Origin of the sequence: Serratia sp. JSRIV006 (assembly GCF_019968685.1) — a bacterium.
In the GTDB taxonomy this organism is placed as follows: Bacteria; Pseudomonadota; Gammaproteobacteria; order Enterobacterales; family Enterobacteriaceae; genus Chania; species Chania fonticola_B.
In genome coordinates this window covers 2966214-2982158 of the sequence record NZ_CP074137.1, presented here as the reverse complement: position 1 = coordinate 2982158, position 15945 = coordinate 2966214, and the positions used below count along the sequence as shown (strand labels likewise).

Annotated in this window: 16 protein-coding genes; 8 read left to right on the top strand and 8 right to left on the bottom strand. The window is 51.2% G+C overall.

Annotated elements, in window-relative coordinates; genetic code table 11:
* Nucleotides 1–81: 81 nt before the first annotated feature.
* The 7 genes from KGP16_RS13785 to KGP16_RS13755 all read left to right on the top strand — a co-directional run bounded on the left by KGP16_RS13785 (nt 82) and on the right by KGP16_RS13755 (nt 6513).
* Nucleotides 82–870 carry a helix-turn-helix transcriptional regulator gene (locus KGP16_RS13785; RefSeq protein ID WP_218519293.1) on the top strand — a complete coding sequence of 263 codons (789 nt, stop codon included), beginning with the start codon at nt 82–84 and terminating at the stop codon, nt 868–870.
* 286 nt (nt 871–1156) lie between these two features.
* Nucleotides 1157–1603, top strand: coding sequence for a PTS sugar transporter subunit IIA (locus KGP16_RS13780; RefSeq protein WP_223499865.1), 447 nt, complete (start codon nt 1157–1159; stop codon nt 1601–1603).
* 25 nt (nt 1604–1628) lie between these two features.
* A complete protein-coding gene (locus KGP16_RS13775; protein ID WP_024486535.1) occupies nt 1629–3023 on the top strand; it encodes a PTS mannitol transporter subunit IICB in 1395 nt (464 codons plus the stop codon).
* On the top strand, nt 3020–4288 hold the full coding sequence (locus KGP16_RS13770) for a zinc-binding dehydrogenase (RefSeq protein WP_166732632.1): 1269 nt from the start codon (nt 3020–3022) through the stop codon (nt 4286–4288). The genes KGP16_RS13775 and KGP16_RS13770 overlap by 4 nt, the downstream gene beginning before the upstream one ends.
* Before the next feature lie 6 nt (nt 4289–4294).
* A complete protein-coding gene (glpX, locus tag KGP16_RS13765) occupies nt 4295–5266 on the top strand; it encodes a class II fructose-bisphosphatase (RefSeq protein WP_209522885.1) in 972 nt (323 codons plus the stop codon).
* Nucleotides 5267–5282: 16 nt separating this feature from the next.
* Complete coding sequence (locus KGP16_RS13760) at nt 5283–5810, top strand: MltR family transcriptional regulator (protein WP_115158896.1); 528 nt, start codon at nt 5283–5285, stop codon at nt 5808–5810.
* Nucleotides 5788–6513, top strand: a complete 726-nt coding sequence (locus KGP16_RS13755; RefSeq protein ID WP_223499864.1) for a nucleoside/nucleotide kinase family protein — start codon at nt 5788–5790, stop codon at nt 6511–6513. The genes KGP16_RS13760 and KGP16_RS13755 overlap by 23 nt, the downstream gene beginning before the upstream one ends.
* On the opposite strand, the gene KGP16_RS13750 is transcribed toward KGP16_RS13755, so the two are convergent.
* Nucleotides 6496–7317 carry a serine protease gene (locus KGP16_RS13750; protein ID WP_021806511.1) on the bottom strand — a complete coding sequence of 274 codons (822 nt, stop codon included), beginning with the start codon at nt 7315–7317 and terminating at the stop codon, nt 6496–6498. The genes KGP16_RS13755 and KGP16_RS13750 overlap by 18 nt on opposite strands.
* A 295-nt stretch (nt 7318–7612) precedes the next feature.
* Nucleotides 7613–7903 carry an acid resistance repetitive basic protein Asr gene (asr, locus tag KGP16_RS13745; protein ID WP_021806510.1) on the bottom strand — a complete coding sequence of 97 codons (291 nt, stop codon included), beginning with the start codon at nt 7901–7903 and terminating at the stop codon, nt 7613–7615.
* A gap of 469 nt (nt 7904–8372) precedes the next feature.
* On the opposite strand from asr, the gene KGP16_RS13740 reads away from it, so the two are divergent.
* Entirely contained in the window at nt 8373–10154 is a 1782-nt protein-coding gene (locus tag KGP16_RS13740; RefSeq protein WP_223499863.1) for a colicin-like pore-forming protein, read from the top strand.
* Between the two features lie 11 nt (nt 10155–10165).
* On the opposite strand, the gene KGP16_RS27685 is transcribed toward KGP16_RS13740, so the two are convergent.
* The 6 genes from KGP16_RS27685 to folM form a co-directional block, all read right to left on the bottom strand.
* Nucleotides 10166–10504: a colicin E1 family microcin immunity protein gene (locus KGP16_RS27685; protein ID WP_094981299.1), complete on the bottom strand. Its 339-nt coding sequence runs from the start codon at nt 10502–10504 to the stop codon at nt 10166–10168.
* Nucleotides 10505–10630: 126 nt separating this feature from the next.
* Nucleotides 10631–11431 (bottom strand): MBL fold metallo-hydrolase, encoded by an 801-nt coding sequence (locus KGP16_RS13730; protein WP_223499862.1) that lies wholly within the window; start codon nt 11429–11431, stop codon nt 10631–10633.
* Nucleotides 11432–11502: 71 nt separating this feature from the next.
* Nucleotides 11503–12999, bottom strand: a complete 1497-nt coding sequence (locus tag KGP16_RS13725; RefSeq protein ID WP_094981297.1) for a carboxypeptidase M32 — start codon at nt 12997–12999, stop codon at nt 11503–11505.
* 46 nt (nt 13000–13045) lie between these two features.
* Nucleotides 13046–14350 (bottom strand): two-component system sensor histidine kinase RstB, encoded by a 1305-nt coding sequence (gene rstB, locus KGP16_RS13720; protein WP_021806503.1) that lies wholly within the window; start codon nt 14348–14350, stop codon nt 13046–13048.
* The gene (gene rstA / locus KGP16_RS13715) at nt 14347–15075 is read right to left on the bottom strand and encodes a two-component system response regulator RstA (RefSeq protein WP_021806502.1); all 729 of its coding nucleotides are present in this window, start codon (nt 15073–15075) and stop codon (nt 14347–14349) included. The genes rstB and rstA overlap by 4 nt, the downstream gene beginning before the upstream one ends.
* Nucleotides 15076–15146: 71 nt before the next feature.
* Nucleotides 15147–15869: a dihydromonapterin reductase gene (folM, locus tag KGP16_RS13710; RefSeq protein WP_218519300.1), complete on the bottom strand. Its 723-nt coding sequence runs from the start codon at nt 15867–15869 to the stop codon at nt 15147–15149.
* Between the last annotated feature and the right edge of the window lie 76 nt (nt 15870–15945).

Below are 15945 nucleotides of genomic sequence, written 5' to 3'. Positions count from 1 at the left end.
ATAAGTGACAGCAGTATAGGGAGATGGCGATTGTTCGATTACAATCATCAGGACAAAAAACAATGAAAATGGGACTGCGGCATGGCACTGATCCTGCAACATCAGGTTTTTGATCCGGATAGTTACTTCGCTCCGGTGGTGGGAATTAGTGCCGAACTGGCGGAACATGATTCTGGCGTACATCAGCATCAACGGGCCCAGATCCTCTATGCCCCACGTGGCTGTATGACGGTGACGTTAGCCGAACGCTGGCTGATCCTGCCGCCAACGCGCATTATCTGGATACCGAGCGGCGTGAGGCATCGCGTGCAACTGCGCGGGCAGGTGGCTTACCGTTCGCTCTATTTTACGGATGCCGCGATGCTGGCAATGCCGCACAGTGCGGTGTTAGCCGCCAATCCGTTACTGGCCGCGGTGATAGAACGCATCGCACATTGGCCGTTTGACTACGCGCAGCAGCATCCCCAGGCGGAAGATCTGTTGCGAGTCTTGCGCAATGAACTGAGGGTGGCGGAGCAGGAAAATACCAGCTTGATACTGCCGAGCGAACCGCGCATAGCGGCCTGGATTGATAGCTTAAACGGCGTCGATCAGCTCCCTGGGCTGGTGGTATTAGCCAAGGCGATCAATCTCCATCCTAAAACGTTAACGCGAATCTTCCAGCGGGAAACCGGGCTGAGCTATCAGCAGTGGTGCCAGCAATGGCGTTTGATGCACGCCATTGAGTTACTGGCGCAATTGCCTTCCGTAAGCGCGGTTGCACAGCGGTTGGCCTTCTCTAGCGACAGCGCATTTATCGCCTTTTTCCGCCAGTATACCGGCACCACGCCAAAGCGGTTTATGGCGGGTGGGATACGAAGTATTGAGTAATTCCTGCTATTTTTCTTGATTGGCAATACTGCAATGGTGATTAATGTCACAATATTTCTATTTTTATAAAATTAGTTAAATGCAATAGTGGTCACATTTTAACTATTGACAAATCTATAATTTGAAAATTTCAATCAATTTTTTGTGAACCAGATCTTCAATTGCAATGTATTTCAAATTAAAAGTGATTTCAATCACGAAATGGCATCGGATTGCGTTTCCCATTATTACTCCATAAGCTGCAAAGCAATTCCCAATCCTCTTGGAATAACGATAGGAAAAACACATGAATGGATTGATAGATTACTTCCCGGAAAATGCATTTACCGTTCACCAGCAAAATTGCGACTGGCAGCAGGCTATTGATTTATCGATGTGCTGTCTGCTGGAAAATAATATCGTTGAGCCACGTTATGTGGCGGCAATAAAGCACAGTACGCAAAATAATGGCGCCTATTATATTCTTACACCGGAAGTGGCTATGCCCCATGCACGTCCGGAAGAAGGGGCTTTGGGCACGGCATTAACCCTAACGGTATTGCCGCAGGGGGTTTATTTCAATGATGACAATCCGCAGGTGAAAGTGTTAATCGGCCTGGCGGCAAAAGATGCCGACAGCCATATCAATGCCATCCAGTTATTGAGTGAAATGTTCTGTGATGACCAGGCAATTGAACAGCTTACTCAGGCAACCAAGGTATCAGAAATAAAAGAAATCATTCTGCGCTTCTGATTTTATACACTCAAGGATCATTATAATGGCCAATAAAACAATGCGAGCCAGAGTGCAAGCTTTTGGCGGGTTCCTGACGGCTATGGTAATCCCTAATATCGGCGCATTTATTGCGTGGGGATTTATTACGGCACTGTTTATTCCCACCGGCTGGATGCCTAACGCCCACTTTGGGCAACTGGTCGGTCCGATGATCACCTATTTGCTACCGCTGATGATCGGCTCCACCGGTGGCTACCTGATCGCGGAAAAACGTGGCGCGGTGATGGGGGGGATTGGCACCATCGGCGTGATTGTGGGGGCAGATATTCCTATGTTCATCGGCGCGATGGTGATGGGGCCGCTGGGCGGGGTGATCATCAAATATATCGACACCAAGCTGGATAAGCGTATCCCCGCTGGCTTTGAGATGGTGGTCAATAACTTCTCACTGGGGATTGTCGGCATGTTCTTGTGCCTGTTTGCCTACGAGGTGATTGGCCCAGCGGTACAGCAGGCTAACCATTTGGTACGTGCTGGCATTGAATCTCTGGTAGCCACTGGATACCTGCCGCTGTTGTCGATTATCAACGAACCGGCGAAGGTGTTATTCCTGAATAACGCCATCGACCAGGGGGTGTATTACCCGCTGGGTATGCAGGATACGGCGGTGAACGGCCGCTCGGTGTTCTTTATGGTGGCCTCTAACCCAGGGCCAGGGCTTGGTATCCTGCTGGCGTTTTCGCTATTTGGCCAGGGTATGAGCAAAAAGTCGGCACCGGGCGCGATGATTATCCATTTCCTCGGGGGTATTCACGAACTCTACTTCCCGTATGTGCTGATGAAGCCGCTGATGATCATTGCCATGATTGCTGGCGGGATGGCGGGGATCTACGTGTTTGATCTGATGGGTGCTGGTTTGGTTGCCGGGCCAAGCCCGGGTTCAATCTTTGCCTATCTGGCTCTGACGCCGCGTGGTGGCTTTGCTGGTACCTTGGCAGGCGTCGCCGCCGGGACGCTGGTTTCGTTCCTGATTGCCGCACTGATCCTGAAAACCGAGAAAAAGCAGGTGACCGAAGATAGTTTTGATGACTCACAGCGGCAGGTGAAAGCCTTGAAAGCTGCGGGCAAAGGGCAAACACAACCGATCCGTCACATCGCATTTGTTTGTGATGCAGGCATGGGTTCCAGCGCGATGGGGGCAACCACCTTCCGTAAACGTTTGGAGAAAGCCGGGGTGCCGATCAGCGTGAAGCACTACGCCATTGAAAATATTCCGCCGGAAGCCGACCTGATCGTGACGCACTCTAGCCTGGAAGGGCGAGCCGAACGGGTGAGTGATAAACCCAAAGTATTGATCAGCAATTATCTCGGTGACAGCAATCTCGATCGTTTGTTGGAACAACTGGTTGCCACACACTCAGAAAAGGAAGCCGTATGAAAACCCAAGCCGCCGCTATTTATGGCCAAAACGACGTTCGCCTGCGTGAGTTTGAATTACCGCCTCTAGGTGATGATGAACTGTTGGTTAAGGTCATTTCCGACAGTGTGTGCCTGTCTACCTGGAAGGCCGCCAAATTGGGGGCTAACCACAAGCGGGTACCTGATGACGTTGCCGAACACCCTGCGATCACTGGCCATGAATGTGCCGGGATCATTGAGCAGGTGGGCAAAAACCTACAGCAACGCTACCGGGCTGGGCAACGTTTTGTGCTGCAACCGGCGATGGGATTGCCGAGTGGTTATTCGGCGGGTTATAGCTACGAGTTTTTCGGCGGCAATGCCACCTATATGATTATTCCACAGCAGGCTGTGGAGCTAGGTTGTGTATTACCGTATGAAGGCAGTTATTTTGCGGCGGCCTCTTTGGCAGAGCCGATGTGCTGCATCATAGGTGCCTACCATGCCAATTACCATACGACGCAATATGTCTATGAGCATCGCATGGGGATCAAACCCGGCGGCAACGTGGCGTTATTGGCCAGTGCCGGGCCGATGGGCATTGGTGCGATCGATTATGCCATCAACGGTAACATCCGCCCTGCGCGGGTAGTGGTCGTGGATATCGACGAGGCGCGTTTGGCGCGGGCCAGATTACTATTGCCGGAAAGCGTAGCGCGTGAAAAAGGCGTTGAACTGGTGTATTTCAACAGCAGCAAGGTTACCGACCCGGTGGCTGCCTTACGTGACCTGACGCAGGGCCACGGCTTTGACGATGTCTTCGTTTATGCTGCGGTGGCCGATGTGCTGGTGCTGGGGGATGATCTGCTGGCTGAAGACGGTTGCCTGAATTTCTTTGCGGGCCCAACCGACAGTGAATTCAAAGTGCCGTTTAACTTTTACAACGTGCATTATGCATCCACACATGTCGTGGGCACTTCGGGGGGCTCGACGGGAGATATGTTGGAGGCGCTGCAACTGACCGCTGAAGGCCGCATTAATCCTTCGGTGATGATCACCCATATAGGTGGGCTGGATGCCGTGCCGGAAACCATCATCAATCTACCTTCGATCCCCGGCGGGAAAAAGCTGATCTATAACTTTGCCACCATGCCGTTAACCGCAATTGCCGACTTCCCAGAACTCGGGAAAACAGACCCATTCTATGCCCGCTTGGCGGAACTGGTGGCTGAAAGCCACGGCGTTTGGAACGAACAGGCCGAGCGTTTCCTGCTGCAACATTTTGGCGTGGAAACAGGGGTATAACTGCCGATGAAATCGCTGGCTTATGACATTGTACGCACCACTCAACAGGCTGCATTGGCTGCCTGGCCGCTGCTGGGCTGTGGTGATAAAAATCAAATTGATGGGGTGGCCGTCGCGGCCATGCGTCAGCAACTGAGTGGTATGGCCATGCAGGGGCAGATTGTGATCGGTGAAGGCGAAATCGATCAGGCTCCCATGCTGTATATCGGTGAGCGGTTGGGGAGCGGGAATGGCCCGGCCGTGGACATTGCTGTTGATCCTATCGAAGGCACGCGGATGGTGGCCATGGGCCAATATAATGCGCTGGCCGTGATCGCCTTTGCCCCACACAATGCTTTGTTGCATGCCCCAGACATGTATATGCGCAAGATGGTGGTGGGGCCAGGAGCTAAAGGGGCTATCGATTTGCGGTTGCCTCTGGAGCAAAATCTGCGGCAAGTAGCGCAGGCATTGGGTAAGCCATTGCATCAACTGCGCATGATCACGCTGGATAAACCGCGCCATGAACTGATCCGCCAACAGGCGCAGGCGCTGGGGGTGAAGATTTTTGCCATTCCTGACGGTGACGTGGCCGCCAGCCTGATGACCTGCCTACCAGGTGGTGAAGCCGACATCATGTATACCTTGGGTGGCGCGCCGGAAGGGGTCATATCGGCCTGTGCGGTGCGTCTGCTGGGCGGAGATATGCAAGCCGAGCTGATCGATTTCTGCCAGGCGAAAGGCGATACGCCAGAGCACAGATTATTGGCGCAGGAAGAACGGCGGCGCTGCAGCAATATGGGAATTGAGATTAACACCATTTTGCCGCTCAATGCCCTGATCGCCAGTGATGAGGTGATTTTTTCGGCAACCGGGATAACCAAAGGTGACATTATCGGCGGAATAAAACAAAAAGAGGGGTACTTGAGCACAGAAACCCTTATGATTAATGGTACCGACGGGTCGTGTAATAGAATTCATACGTTACACTTGCATTGATGGTATCGCAGGACGAATGAAAACGCTGACAGAAGATGAAATAATTGAACAACTGGACGAGCAGGAACAATTGCTCAATTGGTTACAGAAGGCAAATGAGATTTTATTTTCTGCTGTCAAAACCTATTTGCCACAGGTGTTTGTCAATAACGATCCCGACATACTCGAATATGCGGTAAAGCCATTGCTGGCAAAATCCGGCCCTTTGGACAATATGGATGTCTCCCTGCGCTTATTGTATGCACTGGGGAAAATCAAAAAAACCGTTTATGCCGATATCATCTGTCTTTCACAATTTAGCCAGCATGTGCAGGCGGAAAATAGCTCGCTGAGCTTTCATGATGAAATGACCTTTGATTTTATTTCCAACCTGAATGCCATTACGGAAAACGAACAACTTTTCAGTGCGATAAGAAAGATGAAGTTTTCCAGCTTTGAGGTTTTTAATAACGAGCGCTACGGCAACATGATTAAAACCGGATTAACGCTGGCGGTGACTTCGCTGTTAAAGGAACTGACCAATGAAAATAGCGCTAACAGTTAATGGGCTGACGATCGATGCCTTTTTTAACGATGAGGAGGTCGAACAGGTGCACTTACCTTTACTGCGCCTGTTGGCCCAAAAGCAGCAGCAAAAGGGGGCGCGCCTGGTGGTTTTCCTGGCGGCACCTCCTGGCAGCGGTAAATCGACGCTGACGGCCTTCTGGCAGCATTTATCGGCACAGCATGATGAATTACCGGCCTTGCAAACTCTGCCGATGGATGGCTTTCACCGTCCTAACTCCTGGCTTGATGCGCAAGGGTTGCGCAGCAAGAAGGGAATGCCAGAAACCTTTGATCGTCAGCAGCTTGAGTTGGCGTTGGCTTCACTCGATCAACCACGTGTATTGTGGCCTACTTACGATCGCGTGTTGCACGATCCGGTACCCAACGCTATCGAGGTGACTGCACCGGTAACGATCGTAGAAGGTAACTGGTTGTTGCTTGATGAGCCAGGTTGGCGCGATCTGGCCCGTCACAGCGACTTAACGCTATTTATTCAGGCACCAGCACAGCAACTGCGGGCACGGCTGATCGAGCGTAAAATGCGTGGTGGTTCATCACTGGAGCAGGCCGGCACCTTTTATCAGCAAACCGATGGGCCAAACGCTGATAGGGTATTGCAGCACAGTTTGCCCGCCACCATTACCCTCCGGTGGGATAACGGTGGCCTGCGCTGTTCGGAGGAGTTACTTACCGGCGGCTAAGAGATCCAAAGCATCGCGAATGCCGGTAACTGACAGTGCGCGGTTATCGGCCCGGTAGCGGTCTTGTGCTGCGGGTGCAGAACTCTGGATAGCGATAAGTCGCCAGCCTTCTGCGGTCTTCAATATCAATGGGGAGCCGCTGTCACCGGGTAAGGTGTCGCACTGGTGTGATAACACGCCTTGTTGTGCCCAACCGGTGACTTTACAATTTTGATGGCTGTACAGATCGTCCAGATGATCTTCTGGATAACCGGCCTGGGTGACCAGGCGCTTTGCCAACTTTAAGGTTTGCGTTAACGCTTTTCCGTCACCTTGCCATAATGGCAACGGTTTAATCGCCAGCGGTTTGTTATCTTTTAGCCTGATCAACGCAAAATCATACGCTGCCGCCGCTGGTGGCACGATCCAGCCGTCGCCATCCGCCTTCAGCTTTTTACCTAATGACTTATCGACCAGCGTTTCGATATTTTCCGTCTGGTATTGCCAGCCTTTGCTACCGGAAATAAAGCGCAGCGCCACGGCCTTATCAAGATTGCCAGGAGGGGCCAGTACGCAGTGGCCTGCGGTTAGCGCCAGATGGGGAGAGATCAGCGTAGCGGTACACAGGTTACCACTGGCGGTTTCTACCTGGCCAATAGCCTGCCACGGCCAACCGCTGGTTTCGGTGACTTTAATACGGTTATCTTTGCCAAAAAACAGACGGGTTTGATCGGCCGCAGACGCCTCGGAAGGGCTATCAGCATGCGCAGAATGGGATAAAGCCAAAGGAAATGAGCACAACAACAGTAAAACAGAGATGCGCATAGGTTTCTTGCCTGACAAATTCGGATCATCCATAGACACACTGAATGCTAACTATAGACTGATTTAGCCGCGGTGTAGATGGTCGGTGATTGATTTTCCGATAATTTCCTGAGAAAAATCGGAGATTACAGATAAAAAAAGCTGGCGATGAGCCCGCAAACGATCAGGGTGCCAAGGATGATTTCGAACCGATAGCGACGCAGCATAGACAACCCCCGATGAAAAAACACCCGGCGAACCGGGTGTTGACAACTCTTATCAAAACAGGTGAGGGGTGCCTCACGCCGGTTGACTATCAGGCTGCCGGAGTTGCTGCTTTGTTGCTGGATTTTTTGTGATGTTTTTTAGCTGCTTGAGCTTTCTGGGCCGGGGCTTTTTTACCGTTGGCATTGTGATGCTTCTTGGCTGCCTGAGCTTTTTGCTCGGTCGTTTTCTTGGCGTGATGTTTTTTCACGTGGGTGGTTTTCGCTGGTGCGGCTTGGGTAGTGGCGGCTGGTGCAGCAGCAGGAGCGGCGGCCTCAGCGGCGAAAGCGATAGATGACAAGCCCATTGCAGCGGCAACAACCAGAGCTAATACTTTTTTCATCGGTAGATCCTCAACTATCTGTTGGTTTGTAACCCCACTGCGGGGCCGTTGAAATAATCTTATGCAAACCGAGGATTACTTTCCGTGAGTGATTGGTTTCGGCGTGTAACCTAATGTACGAGTGCTGAACTTGTGGAACGGTAGGTCAGGAGGATTTTATTGGTCTTTTTTATCTCTCTTTAGTTACAACATACATTATGGGTGTTGTAAGCCAGCAACCTGCAGCCCCGGTGCTCTGGGGAAGGGCGTGCACTATGGAACATAGCTGGTTGTTAAGGGCTAATTCAGCAACATTGCCAATTTGTCACCAGTTTGATGAATATCTTTTTTTGCGTAGTGGTACGCATATAAATGAGAATGATTTCTATTCATATTGACGAGCAAAAAGAGGCGCCATAAGGTGGATAAGGCCGTATTTATATACGGTTGATATCACTGAAATCCGTCTATTATTTGAAAAGGAAATTTAATGATGGCTCGATATGAAGATACAACACAGTACGAACGCGATGTTTTGACTTCAATGGGGTATTACTGGAATGGTCATGGCTGGCAGCGTGGGTTTGATCTGTCAGATGGCAACATGGTGGTTGAAGCATGGTCTGGTAATCGCTTACCGGAGAGGCAAAAAGAAATTAGTAACATTACGCATCTGTGGGATCAGAAGATTTCCGATATCAATAAACCGATAAGCGCTTTTGATCCGGAAGATGATGATGTTGTCCCATTCAGTAATGAAGCCAAAGAAAGTTTCCGCCAAGACTCCGATAAGGCTATTGAGTTTGCAGCGAACAAGGTCAAAGACCTTGATAATCAAATTAAGGAAATGCAACAGGATATTGATGAGTTAAACGGCCAGTTAGCGAAAAACAATCAGACGATATTAGAAAAAGCTAACCTTAACGCCATTATCAGTAAACTTAAAGTTAGTAAGGAACGCTTAACCGTGCTGCGCCATGAAGCTAACAAAAGGCGAGTGCAACAAGAATACTTGAAGCTCAACAATGAAAATTGGTTCTATTCGAGAGAGAAGCCCACTCCCTGGGTTAGGGAACAGCAATCATTAAACAGAAAGAAAATGGGCAAAGCGCGAGATCAGGTCAAAAATATTCAAACGGATATCGATGCTGTAAAAAACAGGTTGGAACAACTGGAAAACGAACAGCGCCAAAAAGAAAATGAAGTCAATCGGCTTAAAGATTTAGACCTTACTACCGAAACAGGTCTATTACGTACTGAAAGTGATGCACGTCAAAACGAAAAAACCGCACAAAATGCGTTGAATGATGCGAATAATCGTATTAATCAAGCCGCCAATGACAAGGCGAATGCTGAAAATCTTTCCCGCGACTATGAGTATAAAGCAGCTCAGGCTGAGTCTAAAAGGAAAAGACACAGTGATCTGTTGGATAACTTTATTAAATGGAACTCCGAGGTTGATTATGGCAAAGAGGCGTGGTGGGCAGAGTTTGATGGTGCGATGGATTTGATCTCAAATTTGGCGAGTGAGCGTGATACCGCAATAAGCCAGATGAATGCCGCTAGAGAATCGGCCAATCGCGCAGCAAACCGCCTTGAACAGGCAATAAGAGACAAAGCTAACGCGGAGAACGGACTCAATAACGCCAGAAAAACGCTGGCGGATGTACAAACTCAGAAACAGGCTAACACTAAAGCTAAACAAGAGGCAGAAACCAAGGCCGAAGAAGACCGTGTTAAGGATGCAGTCAAGTACACGGCTAATTTTTATACGGAATTAACCGGTAGATTTGGTGAGCAGTCGGCTAAAGTTGCACAAGAGTTGGCGGATGCGGCTAAAGGCAAGCAGATCCGCAGTGTAGATGAAGCACTGAGAGCCTTTAATAAGTATAAGGATGTACTAAATAAAAAATTCAGTGTTAAAGATCGTGAGGCGATAGCCAAAGCGCTTGAGTCGCTTAATCGTGATCAGATGGCCAAAAGCTTAGCCAAGTTTAGTAAGGCTTTTAACTATGTTGGTTGGACAATAGTTGGTTACGATACCGTGAAAGAAATAGAGAAAGCGCTTGATAGTAATAATTGGCGACCAGTTTTTGTTCAGTTGGAATCTTTAGCCGCAGGAAGGGCTGCAACGGCGCTAACTGCTTTTGCTTTTAGTGTTATTCTTGGCTCTCCATTAGGAGTGTTAGGCTATGCCATTATAATGACATTGGTTAGTGCTTTTATCGATGATTCTTTAATGGAAAAAGTGAATAAATTAATTGGCATTTAAAATGCAAAGCTCTAAGGTTTATGCCTTAGAGCTTTGAATATATGCATAAATAAGTAAAGGGCTGCTAAAGGTATGGAAAAAATAAGACAGAATAAATCATAGATCACTTGCACACTCCCGCCGACAGAGCTTACAAAAAAATCCTGTTGCCAAAATTCTTTAGTGGAATATCTCAATACTACTATTTCAATCAACTTTTTTGCGAACGGGGTAAGGACGCAGCTAATAACGGATAGAATGAGGATGAGGGTTAATCTCTCGCTTTCTGGGTTTTTGTACCATGCACCGTATACGGCACTTGTATAAAACAATCCCCACAATATATTTTTTAAATAGTAACTCCATGTCATAGTTACTCCTCCTTAGTATTCGCCGCCTAACTCGCCTCTGATACAGTGTATCATCGAAGTTTTAATCAATCATTAACGGTTCGGATAGTAAAGAGGAATTACGCCTTTCCGATCCTAGCTAGAGGATTACGCTAACGTAATCCTATCCCCCGTCGCCGGGCTAATCGTATTAGGTAACCACAGCTGCCCCCAAGAGCCAGTGCAATGGCAGCCCATCACTTTCTCAGGTTTGATTTGTTTGAGAAAACGCTGTACCTGCAATAATCGCAGCGGTGAGGCATATCTCAGGTGAAAGCCGCCAATCAGCGCGTGGATCTTATCGATACCGGTGATCTTCTGGCAGTGCCGTACAATATTGATTATTCCCCGGTGGCCGCAGCCAGTGATGATTATCAGGCCTCGATCGGATTTATAAATCAGCACACCTTCATCGGCGATGTAATCAGGGGATTGTTGCGCATTTTCAATAATGCCGTAGGCTTTGGGGGCAGGCACCTCGATTTCACCGGACCAAAGGAACCGCTCACTTATTTGCATTGGGGTTCTGGTCAGCTCCATGGCGTGGCGCGAGTAATCCACTTCCGGCGATAACCGTTTGATTTTCTTTATCCGGCCCAGAAGATTAACGGCGGCATAGCGCACGTCTTGCACGCCGGGATGGCAAATTATTCTGCTGTTATCGGGCAACCAAGGTACGCCACCACTGTGATCGTAATGGCCATGAGAGAGCACGGCAGCGGTCAGGCTGTCGAGGTTAATCCCCATTTGTGCAGCATTCTGTAAAAAACTGCCGTCCGGCCCGGTATCAAAAAGCACGCTGTCCGATTCATCCTGCACTAACAGGCTCAACCCTGCTTTGGCGATTAACGCTTTATCCGCTCCGGCAGCCAGGCGATTTTCAAGTAACACACTGATGGTTAAGGTCATGTGGACTCTATTTTGCAAATCCGTACGTTAAGTTATAACAGCAACACCTTAACGTACGGAGGAGGCGGAGATTACAGGTAACGGCTTTCCAGATGCCGGCGGAAATAGCTTGGGTCTAACGTCTTACCCGTGGCGTTGGTGATCAATGTATCGGTAGGATAACGGCTGGCATGACGCCAGATATTTTGCTGTAACCAATGGAATAGCTCGGTTAAATTACCGGCAGCAATATCTTCGCTCAGCTTGGGCATTGCGCTACGTGCACTGTCGAACAGTTGGGCCGCATACATGGCACCCAAGGTGTAAGTTGGGAAGTAACCAAAGGCACCGTCCGTCCAGTGGATGTCCTGCATACAGCCGTTGCGATAATCGCCCACGGTATCCAGGCCAAGGTAGCTGTGCATCTTCTCATTCCACAGCGCTGGAATGTCCTCTACCTCGATCTCGCCCTCAATCAATGCACGCTCGATTTCATAGCGTAATATCACATGGGCAGGGTAGCTGACCTCGTCGGCATCGACGCGGATTAGACCCGGCTTCACCCGCTGATTAAGGCGAATAAAGTTGCTCTCTTCCAGGGCCGCTTGTTCACCAAACTGATTGACGATCAGCGGCCGCAGGACTTTCAGGAAGTCACTACCGCGAGCCAGCTGCATTTCAAAGAACAGGCTTTGTGATTCGTGGATCGCCGTCGACCGAGCTTGCGCTACTGGCTGGCCCAGCCACTCACGGGGCAGGTTTTGTTCATAACGGGCGTGGCCGGTTTCATGCACGATGCCAAGCAGCGCGGTAAGGAACTCTTTCTCGTTGTAGCGAGTGGTGATACGCACATCTTCCGGCACGCCGCCGCAGAACGGATGAGCACTAACGTCAACCCGGCCGCCGTCGAAGTCAAAGCCGAGCAGTTTCATCACGCTCAGGCTCAGCTTACGCTGGGTGTCGACATCGAACGGACCTTGCGGGATCAGGCAAGTCTCCTGTTGCTGTTTGGCGACCACCTTTTGCAATAGGTCGGGCAACCAGGTTTTCAGATCGCCAAAGATACGGTCCAGATCGCTGCTGCGCATGCCAGGCTCATACAGATTGAGCAACGCATCATAACGGCTGACGCCCGCTGCCTGTGCGCGGATCTGCGCCTCTTCACGGCTTAGCTTGACCACCTGGCGTAGGTTATCGCTAAAACCTTCCCAGTCGTTGGCCGGGCGTTGTGCTCGCCAGGCATGTTCGCAGCGCGCACCGGCAAGGGATTTGGCTTCGACCAGCGCTTCTGGCACCAGCACGGCATTGTCATACTGGCGGCGCATTTCGAGCAGGTTGGCACGGTCAAATTCATCTAGCGCTTCTTGTTGCGCGCGGTCGAGCAGTTCACCCGTTTTCTGTGCCGTCAGGATTTGATGCTTCAACACGCTCAATTCCGCCAGGGCTTCGGAACGCGCCTTGTTGCCCCCCGGCGGCATCATGGTTTGCATATCCCAGCCGCTGATGGCCGAGAGGTGGTCAAAACGCGAAAGGCGGGTGAATAGGGCGCGAAGTTGGCCGTAGGCCGTAGTGGATGATGCAGATGTCATTTGTTCAACTCCATAGTGGATCCGTTGAGCCAACGGGGCCGGATCGTTATGCCGGCTCTGTTTTGGTATCTAAAGGGGGTTTAATCGGCCAGCAGAAGCGGAAACTGGCGCCGCCCAAAGAGCTGGCCTCCACAAAGACCTGGCCTTGATAAGCCACGGCGATGGAATGCACGATCGCCAACCCAAGCCCGCAGCCGCCGGTAGCGCGATCGCGGCTGGGATCGAGGCGGACGAAGGGCTCGAATACCCGTTCGCGCTCTTCTGGCGGAATGCCAGGGCCATCGTCTTCCACCTGCAAGCATGCGGCGTCACCGTCAAACCACAGGCCGACGCGTAAACGCCGTTCGCTATAGCGCAGGCCATTGTTGACCAGGTTGTCTAACACGCGTTCCATCAGCCGCAGATCGACACCGCCAAAGTCACCGACATGCGGGATGTTCAGCTCAATGTCGCGCTCTGGGTGGATCAACTGGATATCGGCAACCTTATCCTGTAGCCAGCCGGGTAAATCGATAGGTTCAATATTCAAGGCTACCTGAGGTCGATCCAGACGCGCATAGGTCAATAGCTCGTCGATCAGGGATTCTAGCTGGCCGATATCCCGATTCAACGCCTGCTGCTCGCCGTCGGTCAGGTTATCGCTCATGGCCAACCGATAGCGCAGGCGTACCAGTGGAGTCCGTAGCTCATGGGCAATACCGTCAATCAGCTGTTTTTTACTGACGATCAGCGTGTTGACGTTATCGGCCATCTGATTAAAGGCAACGCCAAGCCGGTAAAGGCTCGAGGTGGGTACAAAGTGTGTACGTTCATCGAGATGCCCGGCCCCCAGGCGTTGGGCGGCATTTTCCAGTTTCAGCAAGTCCTGCCAATGCGGGCGCATCCACAGGAACACCGGCAGGGCCAGCGACAAGCCGATAAAAATCAGCAGCACCAAATCCAGGATGCGCATCTGGTGCAGATAAAACAGATAAGGGATGGGGCCAACGACCAGCACGTAGTGGCTTCGGGGAATGCGCTGCATAAAGGTGTAGCGATCGTCCAGCGCAATAATCTCTCCCATGTGCAGACGCTTGGTGAGATCTTCATTCAGGTTCTGCTTACCGAGCGGCTCGATATGCAGTTTGAACGATAAGTTTAGATCCAGGGTGGCGATGGTTTTGTTCCAGTCTTTTAGCGGGATCTCCCGCAGTTCGCTGCGCATCAGATACAGCGAACTCTTCATCAGGTCGTCCATCGATTGGCGCCCGGCGCGTTCGGCGGTGACCTTGTAAACCAGTCCAACCAGCATCGCCATTACCAGAAAGCAGACGAACAGCAGTAAAAAGAACTGCACGAACAATTTTCTCATTGTTGCACCGATGCCCAGGCGTTGGGGGCAAACAGATAGCCCTTGTTGCGCACGGTCTTGATGCGAAACGGCTCCAGGGCATTATCATACAGTTTGCGGCGCAGGCGTGAGATGGCCACATCGATGCTGCGATCCATACCGTCGTAGCTGACACCGCGCAGGTTTTGCAGCAACGCTTCACGGGCCATGATTTGCCCGGCATGGGTGGCCAGCTCCCACAGCAGATCGAAATCTGAAGTGGAGAGGGTGACGATCTCTTCCCCCAGCGTCACCTGGCGGTTGACCGGATCGATGCACAACAAACCAAAATGCACGGCATTATGTTGGGTGATGTTCTGCGTTTGCTCTTCTTTTGGCTGGTTGCCACCGTGTTGGCGCAGGTGTAAACGCAGGCGAGCCAGCAGCACCGCAGGCGGCGTGGTTTTCAGGATGTAGTCATGCGCACCCATTTCCAATGACAGGATGTGATTCATATCGCTGTCCAGCGAGGTGAGCAACACGATCGGGCCGGGATAAACCGGGCGCAGATCGCGGCACAGCGTCATGCCGTCCTTGCCGGGCAGCATGATATCCAACAGCACCAGGTCTGGTTGTTCCCGCTCAATACAGGCCTGTGCCGTATCGCCACGGGGTTCGATGATGACGTCGATGTCATGTTTGCCCAGATAGGCGGCAATCAGTTTGCCAACCTCAGGATCGTCTTCTACAAAAACAATTTTAGTCATAATAGGGTGGTTTTATAGGAAAAACGGCATCCAGCATAGCGCGCTGCTCGGTGTTGCGCCATGCCCATTATTCAGCGCAGCGGTCGTCCGCCATCCACGCCGTGAGTGCGCCCGGTGACGTAGCGGCTGCCCATCAGATAATCCACCAGATTGACCACTTCGCTTTCCCCTGGGGCAATCTGCATCAGGGATTTGGTCAGTGCCTGCTGACGATAGGCTTCATCATCACCGGTGTTGAACATGATCAGCGCCGGGGCAATAGCATTCACTTTGACTTCGGGGGCCAGTTTACGGGCAAAGGAACGGGTCATATTATCCAGCGCGGCCTTACTGGCGGCATAGGCAATGTGCTTGTCGCTGCCTTTCTCCACCACATAATCCGTCAGGTGGATGATATCGGCACCGGCTTGCCCTTGGCCAAGCAGGCAGGGTTCCAGCAGTTGGTTTAGCAGGTAGGGCGTGTAAACGTGGATCTGGAGCATCGAAGCCATCACCTGTTCCGGCGGAGTATCGGCCGATTCTGCCAACCAGGCACTGGCGTTATGGATCACGGCACGCAGCTTTGGGGCGACCTGTTTCACCTGATCGGCAAAACGATAGATCCCTTCGTGGGCAGAGAAGTCACCCTGCAGGCAGATCGCACCAAGGTCTTGGAGTTCGGCTAACGCCGGGTATTCACTGCGATAGGCAATAATGACCGGAACGCCCCGTTGTAAGAACGACTTGGCCAGAGCCAGCCCAATTCTGCGGGCACCGCCGGTGATCAGCACAGGGGCCGAGTTGTGAGAGACCATCGAGTAAAGCTCCTGAGCAAACTGGCAAACATTAAGGTAATTATGCCATTATACGTCAGAAAGCGGATAACGCTTG